An 18,576-nucleotide genomic window follows, 5' to 3' on the forward strand; every position below is an offset into this window, starting at 1 on the left:
ACCATGACATCAGAAGGCATCAACCGTCAGCCGCAGGGCATTCCTGTCGGAGGCCAGTTTGCGCCGACACAGCACTCGGAGGCACCTATCCGACTCTTTGACCGAACCGACGGTTCCTTCCTCAACCCGGCCCCATCAGCGACCGCCGAGCACTGCATCGAATTCTGGTCCCGGGTGGAAATCCCCGACGAGATCATCGATCAGGTCGTTGACGCCTACGCGAAGTTCCGGTCCGAGGAAATCGATCGGGATATGGAGCAGACCATGTCCCAGTGGACTGCCCGCTGGCAGGAGCAGAACCCCGTACCAAAGGGCAAGCACCTGGAGGACTACGAGCAGCGCTTCCGGACCCAGCACGAGCAGTACAGGCAGTCCGTGGAACCCGCGGCTGTGGCCAAGCGCCCTGAGCGGCTCGGCCAGTACGACACCAGACAGCTTATTCGTGCAGCCAAGATGCTGGTGCACCGTCCCAACTCGCAGCGTTTTCCCGGCGAGGGTGACAAGGTGCTCGCCGAAAAGATCGAACTCTTCGACGAGGAGCTGACGGTCCTCGAGATCGACAAGAAGTACAGCCTCTACGACATCCGGTACTCGATGGAGAAGGTCTTCCGGAGCGAGAACGACGCCCTGTTGGCAGCCCTGGAGAGCCAGCGCGAAGAGCTCTCGGGTATCCGCGAGCAGCTGATTCATTCACGCAACGACATGAGCAACTACTGAGGCTCGACGAAAAACGGAAGGGGCACCCGGCGAACAATCGCTGAGTGCCCCTTTTGCTGTGTCTGCTACTTTTTCGGCGGCGAGACCTGGTCAACGAGCCAACTGCCGTCGGCCTGAACAGCGACGCGACCCTGGAGCAGCGGGCCCGCGGTGGAGTAAGCCACGAACGTCTTGAAGCCCAGGGATTCCTCGGCCATGGACACGCTGTCCACAGTGACGGCCGGGATGACGCGGATGTCCGTTGTGACGTAGCCGGCGTACAATCTGTCGCTGACCAGCGGCTTGAGGCGGCTCAGCCAGGCTTCTTTGCCGTCAGCTGTGTTGACCCACGCCGAGGCGAAATCCTTCGCGTACGGACGCCATTCCTTTGCCTTCACACCCTGGGGCTCCTTGCCCAACACCACCGGCTCCGATGCAGACGGCGTCGGGGACGGCTGGCCGCCGCCCTGGGAGCCTGCAGTGCCGTCCGATGGAGCCGGGGAGCCTGCCTGGTCCGAAGGGCCGGCTGAGGGGCTTGTGGCGGTTCCGGTTTCGAGCTGGGCGGTCGCTACCGGCGCTGGCGTTACCGCACCGACAGGTGACTTGGCCGCCGGCGCGTTCTGGGTGAAAGCAAAGAAGGCCACGGAGGCTGCCACCACGACTACCAGGCCAATGACGACGGCGTTGTCTTTGAGGAACTGCAGTGCAGGGTGGAGTTGCTTCGAGTCAGCGGTCATGGAGCGTCCTTCGGGGTAGTTCGGGCTAGGGAATGTCAGCGATGTGGATGTAGCCGCTGACCTCATCGGCCGGGATGGTTCGGGTGTGGTAGTTGTGGTTGTAGCCGAAGTTGTATTCCTCGACGACGACCGTGCCGTCATCGTTGATCGCACCGACGACCGCCACGTGACCGTACCCCTGCGTTTCAGATGTGGGGCTCTTGAAGTTCGGACCCCACCAGATGACAGCTCCCACCTTAGGGGTCATGTCGACCGGGTACTTGGACCCGAGCGTTGTGCCCCACTGGCCGCCGTCGCCGAAGAGCCCGACGCCCTGGGTGGCCACAGTGAACGGGTACGGTTCGCCCTCCTTGTAGCCCATCTGGACGTTCATGCGCCAGGCAACGAACGAAGTGCATTCGCGGTAGTACAGGCCCCACGGGTCAGGCGTGTAGATCTGGGCGTCCTTGAACGGGTAGTCATCGCCCTTACCGGCGGCGCCCGTCCCGACCCCGCCGGCGGCAGGGGAGCAACCGGCTGTGGTGGAAGTACCAGTCGAGCCTCCGGGGACTGCATCCGTGCCCTGGCCCAGGCTGCTTGTGGTGGTGCCGTAGCTGCCGGTGGTTGGTTTCATTTCGTTGACCATGGCCTGGGCGGCGACTTCGTCGTCCGCGTAGGCGTCCGGGAACGCGGAGCTCTGGACCAGCTGGGCGGCTACGGTGACGGGCTTGTTCTCCCAGCCGATGATGGTCAGCAGCCGGCTCAGGAACATGTCCGCGGACTTGGCCGGGTTCATGGCGTCTTCGACGGTGCCCCAGGAGAAGGCGCTTCCGTTGACCTGCTGCTGGAACAGCCCCACTGAGTAGGACTTCTTGCCGGGACCCAGGTCGAAGCCGCCCTCGGGGCCTCCGTCGGCGAGATCCTGGGAGCCAGGGACGCTCGAGTTCCAGTACATCTGCAGGCCGGATTCCTGAAGCGCCGTGGCCAGGGCGATGACCGCGGCCTTCTCAGGCATGCCCTTGGCTGCGACCTGGTCAATGATGGCCTGGGCGTACTTCTTTTTCTTCTCGTTCAGATCCCCGCCGGTGGGTGATCCGACCGTGACCGTGGACGGTGAACACTTGGCGGTAGCCCCGATGCTCAGGCTGACAGCCGACTTGAAGACCGCCTCGGCGACCTTGTCACTGTCCTTGACCGGAAGGGCCGTGATGGCCGCCATGTACTGCTTCTTGACGTTTTCGCGGAGTGCTTTGGCTTCCTCGTCTTCGGAGGGCTTCAGGATGTTCTCATCCTTGGGCCCGCGCGTGTCCATGTAGCCGGCGTCCAGCGCCGATGTCTGAAGCGTGCTCACTGTGGTCTGGGAGGCAGCCTGAAGCTTCCGACCGACGAAGACGGCGGCCTTGTCCAGGTCGTTGGCGTCAGCCTCGGTAATCTCCCCGTTGGCCTTGGCCATGTCGATGCCCAGAGGCCCGGTTCCCTTATCGCCGGACCAGGTCTTGGTCGTCTGCTGGATCGCGGCGAGGATTTCCCACGGGGTCCCCGTCATAGTGGCCGCGTCCTGGATTGACCGCAGTTCGCCGTCGTTTTCATAGGCGGCCAGCGCGGCGGTCTGGGCGATAGCGCCCCGCCCGGCAGGAACCGCGGTCGTGTTCTGGCCCATGCCGAAGATGAGGTTGGCCAGCATGGTGAGCGTCAGGACGGGGGCGGCGATCGCCGCGATGGCGATGTTGCGCCCGGTCTTGGTTTTGGCCGCGCCCACGATCGCACCTCTGGCGGCGCCCGCCAGACCTCCCGTTGCGGCGCCTTTGAGTGCTGCGGTTGCTACGGCGCCGGCGTCTGCTTTGGCCTGGTCTGCGACGGTGGCGTTGCCGTTCGGTGTGTTGGCGGGCCCGGGTGCGTCGGGAGTGGCAGGGCCGGTGCTTTCGGGAGGATTGGCGCTCATACCCTGGAACATGCGCAGATTTCAGGGGTACGGCTCATCACAGACGCTTCAGCGGACGGGCTGGGGGAGCTTCCTGATCTTGTCCCAGCCCTGGGCCTGATAGGTGAGGATCTCTTCGGCCCAGCTGATCCGCAGACCGTCCGCGGAGGCCAGGGAGTCGAACTGGTCTGCCCAGTGGAAGCCGTCGGGCTGTTCGGGGGCGAGGGCGGCCGGTTCCAGTCCGGTGACCTGCCCGAGCGTGTATTCGTCGTTGACGAAGGTGAGGACGTTCCAGAGTCCGTCGCCGAGAAAGATCGCGTGCTGATCGGTCCCCTGGATGGACCAGAGTTCGCCGGTGGCCGGCCCGCGCCGGGCCGGGACGTGGTTCTGTCCGGTCGTCTCAGCGGTGGGCAAAGCGTTCACCGGCTTTCACGTTCACGCCCTGCGGGAAGTACTTCCGGCGCCGGGCCTCCATGCGCATCGTGGCCCACGCGGTCGGTATCTTGGCTCCCTTGGAGGTGTTGTGCCGGGCGCAGGCGGCGACGAAGTTGGCCATGGACGTGGAACCGCCCTTGGACCACGGGTAGTGGTGGTCGCCGTGATGGGCCTTGGCTTTGCACCGCATGAAGAACACCCCATCCATTTCGCAGCGTCCTCCCGCGCGGCCGAAGCCCTCATTTTTCTGGATTGCGGAGAACAGCCGGGAGGGGTCGGTCGGTAACGGACGGTTCCGGGCGATTGTGCGGCCGACGTAGGCGAGGACGATGAAGCCGCCGATGACGAGGAACGGCACCGGGTTCGCGCTGGCCAGGGAAGTCACCTGCATCACGAGGCCCTGGACGAACGCGGAGATGTTTTCGATGAGCGTGGTGGGGGAGGTCATGGCGCTTTCTCGGGTTGTTTCGCTATCCGTAGGAAACATGCGTAGACGGGGCTAAACGACAGAACCCCGCCCGGCCCGGTGAGGGGCAGGACGGGGTTCTTGTGTGACGGCTTAGAAGTCGTCGTCGCCGCCGGCGGTGGCGGCTGCTGCCACCTTGGGCTTGGAGGTAGCCACGCGCGGGGCCGGAGCCTTCTTCGCGGGAGCGGAGCCCTCCGCGCCTTCCTTCTTCGCGATCTTGTGGATTTCCACGGTAGCGAAGCGGGTCGGTGCGGCGATGTCGCTGGCGGTGAAGCCAACCATCGTGATTTCCTTCTCCTCGAGCTCCTTGTCGGAGTTCTCCAGGTACACGTTCTTCGGGTACGTGTTGACGCGGCCCAGGACGAGCATACGGTCGCCCTTCTTGAAGGACTTCGCGGCGTTCTCAGCGGTCGAGCCGAAAGCAGTGAAGGGGATGAAGTGCGTCTTCTCGTTGTCCGAGCCGCGTTCGCCTTCGTTGACCGCGAGGCGGAAGTTGAGGCGGGCGATACCTGATGCCGTGTTGGTGTTGAGTTCCAGGTCGTGGGTCAGGTTGCCGTTGAAGGGGATGTTGTACAAGGCGAAGCCTTTCGTAAGGCCCATAAGGGCTGCGGGTAGAAACCCGGAACATCTCCGGCTTTCTGGTAGTCCTATGCGGGCCGGCGGCCGACGGGTGTCACTTCCGCGCGGGTCCCGCATTCAGTTGGATCCGACCCCAAAAGGGCAGTTCCTTCTGGTTTCTATGTGTGCGGCGGCACTGGAAAACGTCACCGCACACAGGTCACTTGACCGGTACGAGACCGGTGCCGAGCTGGCCGTCGTGGATGAGGCCCAGGATGGTGCCGCGGACGTGAACGATGACTTCGTCGTGGCGGGCGTCGGTGGCCCGGGCAAGCATGCCGGTGAGCATTCGGGAGACGTCGAGGAGGCCCATGAGGAGTTCTTTGGGGTCCGTGGTGTCCAGCAGAGCGTCGACCGAGTCGAAATCTTTAGTGGCGAAGCGTTCAAGCACTGCCAGGGCCGCGAGGGTGGTGTCGGTCTGGGGCTTGTCGGTGGCGGGGCTCACGAGGGGCTCCTTCTGCCGCACACGCGGCGGGTAGATCTTTGTGGCGGCAGTCCCGCCTGTTCTTCCCTCATGTGTGCGGATTCCGGAGCCCCTCTCACCGGATCAGGCGGCCTGGGTGTCCTCAGACTCGCCGGCGTCTTCGGCCGCCTGCTCCAGCAGGTACCAGGTGTAGAGCTCCGAGGGACCGTCCTGCTTCTTCCAGCGACTGTCCGTGCTGTGGACGCCTGCGGCCACCTCGAGCATCTGTTCCGGCTTCAGAGACGGGGTGTTGACGAGGACGGTGACCAGGTCACCGCCTGCGCAGATGACGCGGTAGATGGACCCCGGCAGGATCTTCTTGGTCGGCCAGAGCGCGTACAGGTGGCTGTTCCGGACATCGGGGTCACCATGGATGACACGCCCGCTTCCCAGACCCATATGGCGACTCGATACGGCCACAACCGCGGACCGGGAGCGGGTCCGGTTCCGGTGTTCTTCCAGGTCGGCAACCTCGGCGATGACGGCCGGTTCCGGCTGGACTTCAGGGACCTCGGCGACCTCTGGGGTCTTGCCGCCGGTCGGGCCCTTGGGCTTGTCCGGGGTGGCGCGCAGTTCCCGGTACTTGGCGGCGAAGTCGATCACGGCGGCCGGTTCGTTGATTTCAGGGGCGGTTGCCGAGGCGATCGGCCAGACTTCAAAAATGGAAAGCTCCTTGGTGGTGATGGTGTCCTGAGCCTCGGAGTCGTCGTCGCCGACCGAGGTGGTGCGGACATTGACTTTGCCGGAGACGGCGACAACGTCACCGACTTTGGGGACGGCGCCGCGGCGGCGCAGGTGGGACAGGGTGCGGTCCCACATGACGCCCTGGATGGTCACCTTGGAGGATTCGAGGGCGAAGTTGGCCCGGCGTCCGCCGGAGTAACCCTTCTCTTCCCACATGGAGATGACTCCGACCGTGAGCACGGCTTCGCCGTTCTCATCGGCGATTCGGTGCAGTGGGGTGGCCTTGCCGCCGGCCGGACCTTCCCAGGCGAGGATTTCTTCCTTGAGGGACTGCAGGGGGTGGGTACCGAGGCTGACGCCCAGGCGCTGGCGCTGCCGGGTGGATTCCTCCACGTCGGACCACTCGGCGTCGATGGGCGACAGCTCGGATTTGTGGGCGGCGCGCAGCGTCATCAGCAGACCCAGACGCGGACCGAACGAGTCCAGCGCACCGGCTTCGATGAGCCCCTGGATGGCGCCCACGGGAAGCTTGGTCGGCTCTGCCCCGTTCTTGCCCGGCACGGTCACCCGGGTGAGGACGTCGGTCAGGTTCTTGAACGGGCCGTTCTTTTCCCGTTCCGCGACGATGTAGTGACCGGCAACGCCGACCTCCTTGACCTCGGCCAGGCCCATCTGCACGGAACCGTTCACCGGGGCGGTGCGGGCCAGGGACAGGTTGACGTCCGGGGCCAGCACAGTGATGCCGTCGGTTTTCAGGGACCAGAAAGCGTTCATGCGCTTGTCGTCCTTGTCCGCGATGGCAAGGATCGCCGCCGCGTACTCCACCGGCCAGTTGGCCTTCAGGTATGCGGTGACGAACGCCAGCTGCGCGTAGGCAGCCGAGTGCGAGGCGTTGAACAGGTAGGACGCTGAGCCCTTCATGAGCTCGAACATATGCGCGGCCGTCTTCGGTGAGAACTTCGGGGAGATCATCACCCCGTCCTCGTCGAAGAATTCCTGCTCCGCTCCGGCGGCCAGCATCTGACCTACCTCGGCCATCTTCTTGGCGTCCTTCTTGCCGACGGCCTTACGCAGCACCGAACGCTGGGAGGCGTCGAAGCCGGAAATGACGGTGCCGAGGCGCATGAGGGATTCCTGGAAAACGAACACGCCGTACGTGTCGCCGAGGACCTTGGCAATCCATTCCTGCTCGGTCTTGTCCGCGGTGAACTGGTTGTAGTCGACTTCTTCGAGCCCGTTTTTACGTGCGGCGTAGCGGTCCGGGACCTTGGCTGCCAACGGGCCCGGACGGAACAGGGCGACAATGGCGGAGATGTCAGTGAGCGACTCCGGGACGACGTCCTGGGCGATCTTGACCATGCCGGCGGATTCCATTTGGAACACGCCGCCGGTGTTGCCTGCGGCGATGAGCGCAAACGCGGCATCGACCTTCGGGTCCCCGGCGGTGTCCGGATGCGGGATGTCATCCATGGTGAGCTTCTCGCCTGTGCTCATCTCGATGTTTTCCAGCGCGGTGGAGACGATGTCCAGGTTCATCAGACCCAGGATGTCCATTTTCAGGAAGCCGTAGTCCTCCACCTCGGGACCGTCCCAGCAGATGACGCGCGGAGCTGCAGGGTCGGCGTCTGCGGCGTGTGAGGCCCACCGGAGCGGCACCAGGTCGTCGAGCGGTTCGGGGGATACTACGAAGCCGCAGGCGTGGATGGATTCGTTCTTGATGACCCCTTCGAAGGACCGGGCCATTTCGAGGATGTCCAGCGCGTCCTGCCCGGATTCCTCCACAAGGTCACGGAACGCCTGCCCGGCCTGGTCTTTCGGGTCTGCCAGCTGGGCGAAGTCGTAAGCCTTTTCACCGGACGCGGGAACCAGGTCGGACATCTTGTTGCCCAGGCGCATGATGGCGGTGGCACGGTCGGCCGCGGCTTTCTCGGCATCTGCGAGCAGCTTTGCGCCCTTGCCGCGTTCCCCGGCGATGAAGTACTCCTTGGCCTGGGCCTTGATTTCCTCGCTGGCGCCGGAGGGCTTCAGGATGCGGGCGGCGTCCTTGATCGCTGCCTTTGACAGTGCGACACCGAACGTGCCGATGCGGGCCACGTTGCCCTTGCCCCACCGGTAGGCGAGGTAGGCGAAGACTTCGTCGCGGCGGCCCTTTTCGAAGTCGACGTCGATGTCGGGCATGCCGGCGCGTCCGGGTTCCAGGAAGCGCTCGAACAGCAGGTTGTTGTACAGCGGGTCCAGGCCAACGATGGTCAGGCAGTAGGAGACGGCCGAGCCTGCGGCGGAACCGCGGCCGGGGCCGACGAGGATGGGTTTCTTGCGGGGGGCGTCCGGGTTGTCGAACTCGATGGGCGCATCGGTACGGCACCAGTTGATGACGTCCCACATGATGAGGAAGTAGTCCGGGAATCCCATCTCGGCGATGATGTCCAGCTCGGTCTTGAGCCGGTCCTTGACCTCCTGGGACAGCGGGGATCCGTAGCGGGCGACGGCGCCCTCTTTGACGAGCTTCTTCAGGTAGACGTTGGAGTCGGTGAAGCCCTCAGGCAGCGGGTACTTGGGCAGGCGCTGGTGCGGTGTCGGGATCACCTGGTCATCGCAGCGGTCCGCGATGACCTGGGTCATGGCGCACGCGGTGGCCCAGGAGTTGCTGCCGGGCTTGATGTCGAGCATTTCCTGCTCGGACTTCACGTAGTAGCCGGCGCCGTTGAATTTGAAGCGGGCCGGGTCGTCCAGGCCCTTCTTGCTGCCGACAGCGAGGAAGCCTTCGTGGTGGTCCGCGTCGTCTTCCTTCTCGTAGTGGCAGTCGTTGGTGACGACCATCGGGATCTCGTACTCACACGAGAGCTGGCCGATCGGCTTTAGGACCGACTGCTCGGCATCGATGCTGTGGTACATGATTTCGAGGTAGACGTTTTCCTTGCCGACGCAGTCGATCAGGGTGTCCAGATTCGTCCGGGCTTCGGCGGCGAATTCGGCTGACTTGACCAGGCTGGCCAGTGCTTCGGTGTCGAGTTTCGAGGCTGCTTCCTCGTCGTCGTCTTCCCTGGCCTGAAGCGCGGCGGCTGATGCGGCGTTGCCCGTAGCTGCGGTGGCCGCGGCGCGGGAGAGTGGCCCGGCGACCGGACCGGCGAGGCAGCCGGTCAGGATGATCAGGCCTTCCCCGTGTTCCTTGAGCAGCTTGTAGTCGATGCGCGGCTTGTACCAGTAGGACTCTTCGGCCTTGTTGTGCAGGGCCAGGAGGTTCTTCCAGCCGGTCTCGTTGCGGGCCAGCAGAGTCAGGTGCTCGTAGCGCTTTTCCTTTGTGTCGCCCTTGCCGTCGTCAGCGTCGGCTGTGGTGTCATCGTTGCGGTTCACGATCTCGGAGTTCCGCTCGAAGCGGTCCCCGATGGACATGTAGATTTCGATGCCGATGATCGGCTTGATCCCGGCGGCCTGGCAGGCTTTCGTGAACCTCCAGGCACCGGCAAGAGAACCGTGGTCGGTGATGGCCATGGCGGTCTGGCCCAGTGCCGCAGCAGTCTTGGCGACCGACTTGATTCGTGCCAATCCGTCTAGGCTGCTGTGTTCGGTGTGGTTGTGTAGATGGGCGAACGCCATGTGATCCTCTGACTTCTGTCTCGCGGGAAGTGGGCCGACAGGCCCGGGTCATGCAGGACGGGAGTACCGTCCGGGGTCTCCTATGCGGAGAGCTGGCCGACGGCCATCTGCTGGCAGTGCTCTTCGAGCTCGTCCAGGAACTCCGGTGTGAAGTACCGGTAGCTGAGCTCCGGCGGTTCCGGCGACGCGTAGGCGTACGGGGTGCAGGACGCGGGGGTGAAATGTTGGTTCGCCATGGTCGCTATGTGTGCGGCATGCCCGGCAAAGGTCCACGCCCTCGAAGAAGGGACACAGTTGCGCTAGTCCTTGTCACTTCCGTTTTATGGAGCAAAATGAGCAGACAACGTCACGACGCGGCAGTCGTCTGTGTGGACGTTGTGAAGCCCAGCGTCGGCGACGAGGAGGAAGCAGTGTTGCACTTCCCATCAACATCGACATCTGCGCGTGTGGCGAGACATAGCGACGTAGACAGGCTCAACGAACTCCTGGGCGACGACGTGTGGGCGTTCAGCAACTGTCGAGTCGATGCCGCACACCAACCGGTGGCCGAACTTGACTGGCTCTTCTACAACACGACGCTCGGAACCTTGATGTTGAGCGAGTGGAAGAGATACCCGAGCAATGTCGCGGAGGCCAAGGACAGGGGCGATGGCTGGCGGCTCCAAGATGGGACACTTCATCCAAATCCCCTAGAGCAGGCAGACAAGCAGCAGAAAGCGCTCCGGTCGGTACTGCAGGAGAAGATACATCCGAAGTTCTTTCCAGACCAGGACGCACACCGCATCAAGGTCATGGAGAGCGTCTACTGCCCCCAGATCGACCATGACACGGTGAAAGACCGCCTGCAGTTCGGCAAGTTGTACGGCAGCATCGAGGATCTCTGCGCGGCCGTCAACACCCTCAAAAGCCCATCGCCACTTTTGGTCAGTGATATGGCCTCGGTTCTGGAATTAGCGGCAGCCCTGGCAGAGCTATTCAGGTGCGCCATGCCGGACGGCTTGGAAGAGGCAGTTGTCTGGGAGCACAATCCGAAGGAATCAGCGAGGTTCTGGCAGGAAGCGCGCAGAATCCATAGCAGCATCGCCGCACTGCACCAGGAGATGGCGCAGCTGATCGATGATGAATTCGCCCCGCGGCGGAGTGTCCCGGCAGAAAAGGCAGATGAGCCCTCTCCGGTGAAGACAGTGATAACCAAAAACCACAAAAATGTGTCCGATGCCATCGAGAAACACGTATCCGCACATGTCGCTGGCTTCGACGGAAATTCCGAGGACTTTGTAGAGAAGCTGGGCCGGGCTCTTCACGCAATCTTGGCTGACCTTCCGCCAGGGAGCTGGGTCGGATTGGCAGCCTTCGGTAGCGCCGTCGGAGCCCACTTTGACGGCCCTGTGAAGCTACGGGATCATCTTGGAGCGCCATTATGGGAGTGGTCTTTGGAGACCGCGAAAAAATACGGACTGTCCGCAGAAGTCGACGAGGCTCACTTGAAGGTCCGGATCGTTGACGACCACAGGCTGTCGTGATCAGACTGTTTCCCACCAGATGACGTTGCGTCCGGTCGGGAGCCAGATGCCCCGGTAGGCTTCGCGGACCAGGCCCGCGGCACGCAGCTCGAAGACACGGCCGGTGACCTGGTTGACGGGAACGCCGAGGTAGTCGGCGATCTTCTGGTTGCAGGCGGCACCCATGGAGCTGATGGCGTTGCGGACGGCGGTCTGCCGTTCGCCCAGATCTTCGAGGCTCGCATAGGCGACGGCGCTGGTCTGCTGAACGTTGGTGGTAGACATATCCGCCATGTGTGCGGCGGCCCGGACGGCACTCACCGGGCACGAAAAAGCCCGCCCGTCACAGTGGACAGGGCGGGCATTATCTGGGAGCAGTTAGAGCAGGGGGACCTCGAGTACGGAGCCCTGGGACATGGGGAACGGGCGGCGGATGTCCACACCGTTCAGGAGCATCCATCCGGCCACAGCCAGTCCGGCCAGGATGGCCACCGTGACGATCACGGCCAGGATCATCGTCTTCGCGGAGCTGCGCGGAGGCTTCTTGGCCGACAGCGCCTTCTGGATGTCAGCTTCGACGTCAACTTTCGGCACCGCCCCCTCGCCCATCTTGACCCGGGTCGTCGTCGGCGCGACCGACTGTGCCGCGGGCACGGAGGCGATGTCTGCCAGCCCCACCCGGCGGGTGCTGTTCCGAAGTGCCTGGTACAGCTCCTCATGGGAGGGCTCGGCGGTCGCGGCCGCGGCGGCCGGAGCTGCCGGTTTGGCCTCGGGGTAGAAGGGCGTGACTTCTCCGGTCTCCGAGACGAGGTCACGGGTGACCCGTCCGTTGGGGTGAGTGGTGGTCATCAGCAGCTTGCCGTTTTCACCGGCATAGCGTGTGAGTAGCTGCACCACTTCTCCCATGCTCAGCCCGGACCCGGCCGGCACGGCGGACCCGTCGACCAGCACATCCACGGTTCCGTTGTGGTTGACCCTGGCTTCCAGTGGCGTGTACTCGTCCACGGTGACTCCCATCGTTCTACGCGGCCGGCGCCGGGGTTCCTTGGAGGGACTTCAGGTCCTCCACGGATTCCCAGTACGTGTCGCGGGTCAGTGTCAGCCAGCCGAGGGCCTCGGTTGCCGGACCGGCCAGGAACTGCTGGACCGTGCTGAAGTTTCCGGCGCGGGCCTCGAGCTCGATCCGCTCCCAGAACACTTCGGCGGGCTCTTCGTCATCCGTGGAAACGTCTTCGAGCTGAACGCCGGCCAAGGACGCGGCGACGGCGATCGTGTCACGAACCTCCTGCAGCGGCGTGTCCTGCTCCGGGTCGTAGGAGTCCGAGACCATTTCCATCAGGGAGTCGGCCAGGATCGCCCACTGGGCCCGGGTGGCCGGCTCAACGAGGGCCATGGCGGACTGAAGCGCCCAGTTCGGGTTCGTGTCCAGCTTCAGGTACAGGTCCAGGTCAATGGAGTCGAGCAGGTCATCGACACCGCCGGCCTGCCATTCCTCGATCCGGGCCAGATCCACTTCGTTCTCGACGTCGATGCCGACGGTGGCAAGAACGTCGAGCCAGCCATCCTCGATGCTGTAAAGGCCGGAAGCTGTCAGCTCCAGGGCGACGCGGATGGACCACATCGTAGTGGGCTCGACCTCCTGGGCGCCGGCAGGTCCCGTGGGGAGCTTGTAGCGGCCGGCCAGGCGGGGCGGCAGCCAGAACAGCGGGTGCCACATTACCTCCGGCTTGACGGAGGCAAACTGACGGACCCCTGGCGCCACCTGCGTGTAGATCGGAAGGGGGACCGCGCAGATCGGATCCGCAGTGAACCGGTTCGGTGTGAGCCCGGTGATCTCCTGCCATTCCGAGAAACGGAAGGCCGTGTCCATGGAGGACTTTGACAGGAGGAGGGAGTCGCCCGGCTCGGTGAGCATCCGGCGGCGCTTGATGTCCATGTTGATAAACCCCTGAGTGCTGGTAGTAGTTGGCCTCTGGCAAGGAACATGCGTAGACGTTTTGGGGACGGCCGTGGCGCGGATTTAGATCATAGGCCAAGTATCGTCTTCCCTTGCCCTGCCAACCCCGGCCACGGCCATGACGACCCGAACCTCCGGTGCCCCGGGCACGCGGAGGGGCTTCGCCGCACACATTCAAAGGCATGAACACTGCCCTGACCCAGCGGCCGAACGAAGCCGCACTTTCTGCTGTCCCCTCGGAACGGCACATCCCGGCCGCCGATGACTACCCCGGCCTTTACACCTGGCAGCAGGAAGCGATGGACAGCTGGCGTGCCGCAGGCCGGCGCGGCGTCATCGAAGCGGTCACCGGGGCAGGCAAAACCCGTGTCGGGATCGCGTCCGCCTTCGAAGCCATCCGGCGCGGGTTCAAGGTGCTGGTCCTCGTCCCCACGGCCGAACTTCAGACCCAGTGGCTGCGCTCCCTCGCCAAGGACCTTCCGGGTGCCCGTCGCGGCGCCCTGGGAGATCACCGCCACGACAGCCTGGACACTGTTGATGTCCTGGTCGCGATCGTTCACTCGGCGGCGACCCGCCAGACGCTGCGGGATCACAAGGCAGGCCTGATCATCGCAGACGAATGCCACCGCTACGCGGCGCCGATGTTCGCCGAGGCGCTGGAGACCGGGTACACGTGGCGGCTTGGCCTGTCCGCGACTTACGAACGGGCCGACGGCGAACACCTCGTCCGGCTGGCACCATTCTTCGGGGACATCGTCTTCCGGCTCTGGTACGACCGCGCCCTGGCGGAGAAGATCATCGCCCCGTTCGACGTCGCCATGGTCGGCGTAGAACTGACTCCCGCTGAGCGTGACGAATACGACGCGTTCACCGAAACGATGGCCAAGGCCGCCGTGCCCCTGGAAATCTACCTCCACCTGCCGCGGAACCCGTTCCCGCCGTTCATTGCCGCGGTGGCCCGTCTGGCCGAAAGCAAGGTCGACTCCCCGGGTCCGTCACTGGCCCGCAAATACATGGCCGCCATGACCGGTAGGCAGAACCTGCTGGCCGAGACGCCCACCAAGCGCATGGCACTGGCCGCACTGAACCCTGCCATCACCGCATCCGGGCCCACCCTCGTGTTCACTCAGACGAAGAAGTCCGCGCTCTCAGCGGCGCAGGTCTGCGCCGCCATGGGTAACCCGGCAACCACTGTCATGTCCGGCATGGGCAAGGACGAGCGTTCTGTGGCTCTGGGCAGCTTCCGTGGCGGCACAGCGAAAGTTCTCACCGCCCCGCGCGTGCTGGATGAAGGAATCGACGTTCCCGAGGCGGACCTGGGCATCATGGTTGCCGCGTCATCCAGCCAGCGCCAGCTGGTCCAGCGGTTGGGGCGGGTCATCCGCAAGAAAGCCGACGGTCGGGCCGGCCGGTTCGTCGTCCTCTACTCCAGAAACACCGTCGAAGACCCGGCAGTGCGTGGCGACGAATACCTCGGAGCCGTCCTGCCTTACGCCCGCCGGCACGGGACGTTCCGGATCGAGACCGACGTCGAGTCCATCGAAGAGTTCCTCGCCTTTACCGCACCGGTGCCCGAAGAGCCCGACGAGACAAAGGACCCTGTGGCCAAGCCACCGGCAGCACCGTTCATCCTCGACAGGGAGGACGGGGATTGGTCCGACGAGCCGGTCCTCGAAGGCAGCATCAATGACGACGTCCGCCTCTACCTCGAACAGATCGGGGCATTCGACCTGTTGACCGCCGAAGAGGAGGTCGACGTCGCCAAATCTGTTGAAGCCGGCCTCTACGCAGAGCACATGCTGGCGACCGCACGCCCCGAGGGCCGCCGGGCCGTCCTCGAGTTGGAGGCCATTGCCGCCGAAGGGCGTCACGCGGTGCTCCGCCTGGTGAACGGTAACCTCCGCCTGGTCGTGTCCATCGCCAAGAGGTACACCGGGCGTGGCATGGATTTCCTTGACCTGATTCAGGAGGGCAACACCGGGCTCTACCGGGCCGTGCAGAAGTTCGACTACACCAAGGGATTCAAGTTCTCAACATACGCGACATGGTGGATCCGCCAGGCCATCACCCGCGGAATCGCGGATCAGTCCCGAACAATTAGGATCCCGGTCCACTTCCACGAGCAAATGACCAGTGTCTTCCTCACCGAACGGAACTTCCTGCAGAACAAGGGCAGGGAAGGCACCATCGAAGAAATCGCGGAGGCCGCCGGCAAGACCGTTGAGGAGATCACAGCAGTCCGCCGCCACCGGGTGACCCCGGCTTCCCTGGACTGGGAGGTGCCCAACGGTAAGGGCGGCGTCGAGCCGCTGGGCGAGAGCCTCTATGACCCGGATGAGCCAACCGCTTTCGACGCGGCCGTGCTCGGCCAGCTCCGGGACACCGTTCATGGAGCCCTGGACCTGCTCACCGAACGGGAAGCGGGGGTCCTGGCATACCGGTTCGGCCTCACCACAGGTGAGTGCCTGACGCTGGATCAGATCGGCAAGATGTACGGTGTCACACGCGAACGCATCCGCCAGATCGAGACGAAGGCCTTCGCCGCCCTTCGTGCCCCCGCCGTGACCAGCCGGTTGCGGGAATTCTTCGACGGCAAGACCGACCTTGAGGTCGGCGGGAAAGATGCCGGGACGGGGAAGATCGAGCCCACCACAGCGGCTAAGGCCAAGCCCGCCAAGCAGTCAGCCAAGAAGCCGAAAGAGACTGCCGTGGATAAACGGAAGGCCAAGTGGGACCTGGCGCTGACCAGACTCTCCGCCTACGTGGCCCGCGAAGGACACGCCCTGGTGCCCACCAAGCACGTCGAATCAGGGCACAACCTGGGCACATGGATCAACAACCAGCGCAACGACCTGCGCCTGGGAAACCTCACACGGGAGAGGCTCGCCGACCTCGATGCGATCGACGTCTCATGGCGCAAGGGCAAGATCGCCCCCTGGGAATCAAAGCAGGACACGATGCTGCAGACCGTCACACTGCCCGAGCCGACGGCGGATCCCGTCCCCGACGTCGTGGCCGTGCCTGACGATACGGACCCATTTGCCGGGCCAGAACTCATGCCGAACCGCGGCGCCGCTGTGGTGCGGGACGATGACAATCCATTTGCCTGACCTCGCCAGCAGGGCCGTCAGCGACCGAACCGCATAGGACCGGCATGGCCAACAGCTCAAAAGACAAAGGCGACCGCTTCGAACGCGAGTCGGTACCCGTCCTGGTGAACCTGCTTCCGGAGTTCGCCCTGGAGAAGGCGATGCGCTTCCTTGGCGCAGGACGTAAAGAGGACGTCGGTGACCTATACGTCCTGGCCGACGCCGCCATCCAGGTGAAGGCCTGGGACAACATGGGCGGTGCGATCCGCACCGCTGTCGCCGGCTCCGTCGTCCAGGCCGGCCACGGCGACAAGGAATACGCCCTCGGCATGGTCCCCATCCTGGGTGCCCGCGCCCACCAGGTGCGCTGGCTCGCGTGCGTGGCGCCGGACCGCTGGCCGGTTCCGGTCGAGCCGGTCGCGGAGTTCGCCATGGTCTCCAAAGCCTTGAACTGGGTCAAGGACGACACTGGCCCGTATGGGTTCCGGGTCTGGAACCGGCTCGAACGTATTGGGCTCCTCGGCGGCCCCGGTGAGCCTGCTCTGATCGCTCCGATTGAGGCGTGGGCGGCGGCGTACAGGCAGGCCCATTTGCCTGCGCTCAGCCTCGCTGCCTGAGGTTTCTCAAGAAAGATCAAGATTTACTCAAGTTTTTTGCGCGGCCAGCCACTTCTAGTGGTGAGAGGCAGAAGCTCCGCACCGGAAAGTGCAAGGCGGCGCACCTCATCGCACGACGTCCGCAGTATCCCGTTCTAAGGAAACCCATGAACCCGCTCTTCGCCACCCTCTTCTCCTTCCTCAATGACACCAAGAAGCGTCTCTCCAACGAGTCTGGCGCCACCGCCGTCGAGTACGGCCTGCTGGTGGGACTGATCGCCGTCGGCATCATCGCCGCCCTCGTCATCCTCGGCCCGCAGCTCGCAGGCCTCTTCACGAACGTCACCGAGAGCCTCCCGGGCGCACCGGCCGGCGCATAGTCCGCTCGACAACAATGAATCTGCCCCGTGGCTGCTTAGATGGCGGCCGCGGGGCAGATTTGTGTGGGACAGGAATCCAGCCATGAAGCATCTCCGATCCGAGCGCGGCTCGGTCGCTGTGGAGTTCGCGCTGATCCTCCCCATCCTCGTGGCCGTACTCCTGGGCATCATGGAGTTTGGACGCGCCTACAACGCCCAGATCACCGTGACGGCGGCAGCCCGCGAAGGGGCAAGGGTGATGTCCATCCAGGGCAACGTCGCCACAGCCCAGACAGCGGTCCAGACGGCATCCCCGGCACTGAACCCGCAACTGACCAAAGGGCAGATCCAAGTCACCCCTGCCAGTTGCACTCCCGGGGCCAACGTCACAGTCACGGTCACCTACCGGCTGAAGTTCATTACCGGCTTCCTCACCGACGGGGTCGATCTCAAAGGTAAAGGGGTCATGCGGTGCGGTGGCTGAAGCGGGTTCCCCGAACCAGGGATGAGCGCGGAGCCGCTGCGGTGATCGTGGCCTTCGCGATGGTCGGGGTCCTGGGCTTCGCCGCGATCGCCATCGACACAGGCGCCCTGTACTCCGAACGGGCCCAGCTCCAGTCAGCTGCGGACGCCGCCGCCTTGGCCATCTCCCAGGAGTGCAGCAAGTCCCGCACCTGCACGAACCCGGCCCTCAAACTGCCGGCCGCCCAGGAACTGGCGAACGCGAACTCCAATGACGGCGCCTCCACCGTCTCCTCCCTGACCTACCCCACAGCCAACTCCGTCAAGGTACAAACCACGACCAAGGACGGCAAAACCAATGCAGGCTCCCTGGCCCTGACCTTCGCGCCCGTCCTCGGGATCGAGACCGACACAGTCAGTGCGACGTCCACGGCACGATGGGGCAGCCCCGCCCGGGGTCCGGCCATCCTGCCGCTGGTGTTCGCCCCCTGCAACTTCAAACTCGACGGCGCCATCCAGGTCATCAGCCGGCACGGCGACAGCGGCGGAACATCGTGTTCCAGTACCAGTCCTTCCGGTCAGCAGCTCCCCGGCGGCTTCGGTTGGCTGGCCACCCCGAGCGGGGTCTGTGGCACCAATGTGGACATCGCGATCAACGCCATGATGGCCAGCGATACCGGAATCAGCCTCCCCGACGGGTGCGCGGCCGTGCTGACGGCATCAGCAGGAAAGACTGTCCTGCTGCCCGTCTACAGCGATAAGAGCGGCTCGGGGTCCGGCGGCTGGTACAAGATCACCGGCTGGGCAGCATTCAAACTGCTGGGGTGGAACTTTCCCGGCTTCAGCTACCAGAACACCAGCTACACCGGAGCCAACTGCAAGGGCGACTGCAAAGGCATCATCGGCCAGTTCGTCAGCTTCGTCTCCCTCGACGACAAGTTCACCGGTGTCGGCCCTGACCTCGGCGCGAGCATCGTCACGCTCAGCGAATAGGAACACCGGCAGCCCGGGCGGG

General features: G+C 64.3%; 18 protein-coding genes. 7 read left to right on the top strand and 11 right to left on the bottom strand.

The window, feature by feature from the left end; all coding sequences use genetic code 11:
• Positions 1-3 precede the first annotated feature (3 nt).
• On the top strand, positions 4-717 hold the full coding sequence (locus tag ABIB45_RS04490; protein WP_354214740.1) for a hypothetical protein: 714 nt from the start codon (positions 4-6) through the stop codon (positions 715-717).
• Between the two features lie 65 nt (positions 718-782).
• On the opposite strand, the gene ABIB45_RS04495 is transcribed toward ABIB45_RS04490, so the two are convergent.
• The 8 genes from ABIB45_RS04495 to ABIB45_RS04530 all read right to left on the bottom strand — a co-directional run bounded on the left by ABIB45_RS04495 (position 783) and on the right by ABIB45_RS04530 (position 9,832).
• Positions 783-1,433, bottom strand: coding sequence for a hypothetical protein (locus ABIB45_RS04495; RefSeq protein WP_354214741.1), 651 nt, complete (start codon positions 1,431-1,433; stop codon positions 783-785).
• Positions 1,434-1,458: 25 nt separating this feature from the next.
• On the bottom strand, positions 1,459-3,354 hold the full coding sequence (locus ABIB45_RS04500; protein ID WP_354214742.1) for a CHAP domain-containing protein: 1,896 nt from the start codon (positions 3,352-3,354) through the stop codon (positions 1,459-1,461).
• A gap of 48 nt (positions 3,355-3,402) precedes the next feature.
• Positions 3,403-3,756, bottom strand: coding sequence for a hypothetical protein (locus ABIB45_RS04505; protein WP_354214743.1), 354 nt, complete (start codon positions 3,754-3,756; stop codon positions 3,403-3,405).
• On the bottom strand, positions 3,734-4,216 hold the full coding sequence (locus ABIB45_RS04510) for an HNH endonuclease (RefSeq protein WP_354214744.1): 483 nt from the start codon (positions 4,214-4,216) through the stop codon (positions 3,734-3,736). The genes ABIB45_RS04505 and ABIB45_RS04510 overlap by 23 nt, the downstream gene beginning before the upstream one ends.
• A gap of 111 nt (positions 4,217-4,327) precedes the next feature.
• A complete protein-coding gene (locus tag ABIB45_RS04515) occupies positions 4,328-4,810 on the bottom strand; it encodes a single-stranded DNA-binding protein (protein ID WP_354214745.1) in 483 nt (160 codons plus the stop codon).
• A 202-nt stretch (positions 4,811-5,012) separates the two neighbouring features.
• Positions 5,013-5,297, bottom strand: coding sequence for a hypothetical protein (locus tag ABIB45_RS04520; RefSeq protein ID WP_354214746.1), 285 nt, complete (start codon positions 5,295-5,297; stop codon positions 5,013-5,015).
• A gap of 102 nt (positions 5,298-5,399) precedes the next feature.
• A complete protein-coding gene (locus tag ABIB45_RS04525; protein WP_354214747.1) occupies positions 5,400-9,596 on the bottom strand; it encodes a DNA polymerase III subunit alpha in 4,197 nt (1,398 codons plus the stop codon).
• A gap of 80 nt (positions 9,597-9,676) precedes the next feature.
• Complete coding sequence (locus ABIB45_RS04530; protein ID WP_354214748.1) at positions 9,677-9,832, bottom strand: hypothetical protein; 156 nt, start codon at positions 9,830-9,832, stop codon at positions 9,677-9,679.
• A gap of 96 nt (positions 9,833-9,928) precedes the next feature.
• Between ABIB45_RS04530 and ABIB45_RS04535 the strand changes: the two genes are divergently transcribed.
• Positions 9,929-11,119 (top strand): NERD domain-containing protein, encoded by a 1,191-nt coding sequence (locus ABIB45_RS04535; RefSeq protein ID WP_354214749.1) that lies wholly within the window; start codon positions 9,929-9,931, stop codon positions 11,117-11,119.
• Here ABIB45_RS04535 and ABIB45_RS04540 read toward each other — a convergent pair whose 3' ends face one another.
• The 3 genes from ABIB45_RS04540 to ABIB45_RS04550 all read right to left on the bottom strand — a co-directional run bounded on the left by ABIB45_RS04540 (position 11,120) and on the right by ABIB45_RS04550 (position 13,034).
• The gene (locus ABIB45_RS04540) at positions 11,120-11,383 is read right to left on the bottom strand and encodes a hypothetical protein (RefSeq protein ID WP_354214750.1); all 264 of its coding nucleotides are present in this window, start codon (positions 11,381-11,383) and stop codon (positions 11,120-11,122) included.
• Positions 11,384-11,476: 93 nt separating this feature from the next.
• Positions 11,477-12,103, bottom strand: coding sequence for a hypothetical protein (locus ABIB45_RS04545; protein ID WP_354214751.1), 627 nt, complete (start codon positions 12,101-12,103; stop codon positions 11,477-11,479).
• Between the two features lie 16 nt (positions 12,104-12,119).
• Positions 12,120-13,034: a hypothetical protein gene (locus ABIB45_RS04550; protein WP_354214752.1), complete on the bottom strand. Its 915-nt coding sequence runs from the start codon at positions 13,032-13,034 to the stop codon at positions 12,120-12,122.
• A gap of 203 nt (positions 13,035-13,237) precedes the next feature.
• Here ABIB45_RS04550 and ABIB45_RS04555 point away from each other — a divergent pair, with 203 nt between their 5' ends.
• The 5 genes from ABIB45_RS04555 (at position 13,238) to ABIB45_RS04575 (ending at position 18,554) form a co-directional block, all read left to right on the top strand.
• Positions 13,238-16,165 (top strand): sigma-70 family RNA polymerase sigma factor, encoded by a 2,928-nt coding sequence (locus ABIB45_RS04555; protein WP_354214753.1) that lies wholly within the window; start codon positions 13,238-13,240, stop codon positions 16,163-16,165.
• 44 nt (positions 16,166-16,209) lie between these two features.
• Complete coding sequence (locus tag ABIB45_RS04560; RefSeq protein WP_354214754.1) at positions 16,210-16,761, top strand: hypothetical protein; 552 nt, start codon at positions 16,210-16,212, stop codon at positions 16,759-16,761.
• A gap of 146 nt (positions 16,762-16,907) precedes the next feature.
• Positions 16,908-17,120, top strand: coding sequence for a Flp family type IVb pilin (locus ABIB45_RS04565; RefSeq protein WP_354214755.1), 213 nt, complete (start codon positions 16,908-16,910; stop codon positions 17,118-17,120).
• 82 nt (positions 17,121-17,202) lie between these two features.
• Positions 17,203-17,583: a TadE/TadG family type IV pilus assembly protein gene (locus tag ABIB45_RS04570; RefSeq protein WP_354214756.1), complete on the top strand. Its 381-nt coding sequence runs from the start codon at positions 17,203-17,205 to the stop codon at positions 17,581-17,583.
• On the top strand, positions 17,571-18,554 hold the full coding sequence (locus ABIB45_RS04575; protein WP_354214757.1) for a pilus assembly protein TadG-related protein: 984 nt from the start codon (positions 17,571-17,573) through the stop codon (positions 18,552-18,554). The genes ABIB45_RS04570 and ABIB45_RS04575 overlap by 13 nt, the downstream gene beginning before the upstream one ends.
• Positions 18,555-18,576: the final 22 nt, after the last annotated feature.

Origin of the sequence: Arthrobacter sp. UYCo732 (genome assembly GCF_040547265.1) — a bacterium.
Classification (GTDB): domain Bacteria; phylum Actinomycetota; class Actinomycetes; order Actinomycetales; family Micrococcaceae; genus Arthrobacter.

Excerpts from the sequence above, each read along its gene's own strand:
- ABIB45_RS04490 (WP_354214740.1), top strand. The coding sequence starts at position 4 with ATGACATCAGAAGGCATCAACCGTCAGCCGCAGGGCATTCCTGTCGGA.
- ABIB45_RS04495 (WP_354214741.1), bottom strand. The coding sequence starts at position 1,433 with ATGACCGCTGACTCGAAGCAACTCCACCCTGCACTGCAGTTCCTCAAA.
- ABIB45_RS04500 (WP_354214742.1), bottom strand. The coding sequence starts at position 3,354 with ATGAGCGCCAATCCTCCCGAAAGCACCGGCCCTGCCACTCCCGACGCA.
- ABIB45_RS04510 (WP_354214744.1), bottom strand. The coding sequence starts at position 4,216 with ATGACCTCCCCCACCACGCTCATCGAAAACATCTCCGCGTTCGTCCAG.
- ABIB45_RS04525 (WP_354214747.1), bottom strand. The coding sequence starts at position 9,596 with ATGGCGTTCGCCCATCTACACAACCACACCGAACACAGCAGCCTAGAC.
- ABIB45_RS04530 (WP_354214748.1), bottom strand. The coding sequence starts at position 9,832 with ATGGCGAACCAACATTTCACCCCCGCGTCCTGCACCCCGTACGCCTAC.
- ABIB45_RS04535 (WP_354214749.1), top strand. The coding sequence starts at position 9,929 with ATGAGCAGACAACGTCACGACGCGGCAGTCGTCTGTGTGGACGTTGTG.
- ABIB45_RS04540 (WP_354214750.1), bottom strand. The coding sequence starts at position 11,383 with ATGTCTACCACCAACGTTCAGCAGACCAGCGCCGTCGCCTATGCGAGC.
- ABIB45_RS04550 (WP_354214752.1), bottom strand. The coding sequence starts at position 13,034 with ATGGACATCAAGCGCCGCCGGATGCTCACCGAGCCGGGCGACTCCCTC.
- ABIB45_RS04555 (WP_354214753.1), top strand. The coding sequence starts at position 13,238 with ATGAACACTGCCCTGACCCAGCGGCCGAACGAAGCCGCACTTTCTGCT.
- ABIB45_RS04560 (WP_354214754.1), top strand. The coding sequence starts at position 16,210 with ATGGCCAACAGCTCAAAAGACAAAGGCGACCGCTTCGAACGCGAGTCG.
- ABIB45_RS04565 (WP_354214755.1), top strand. The coding sequence starts at position 16,908 with ATGAACCCGCTCTTCGCCACCCTCTTCTCCTTCCTCAATGACACCAAG.
- ABIB45_RS04570 (WP_354214756.1), top strand. The coding sequence starts at position 17,203 with ATGAAGCATCTCCGATCCGAGCGCGGCTCGGTCGCTGTGGAGTTCGCG.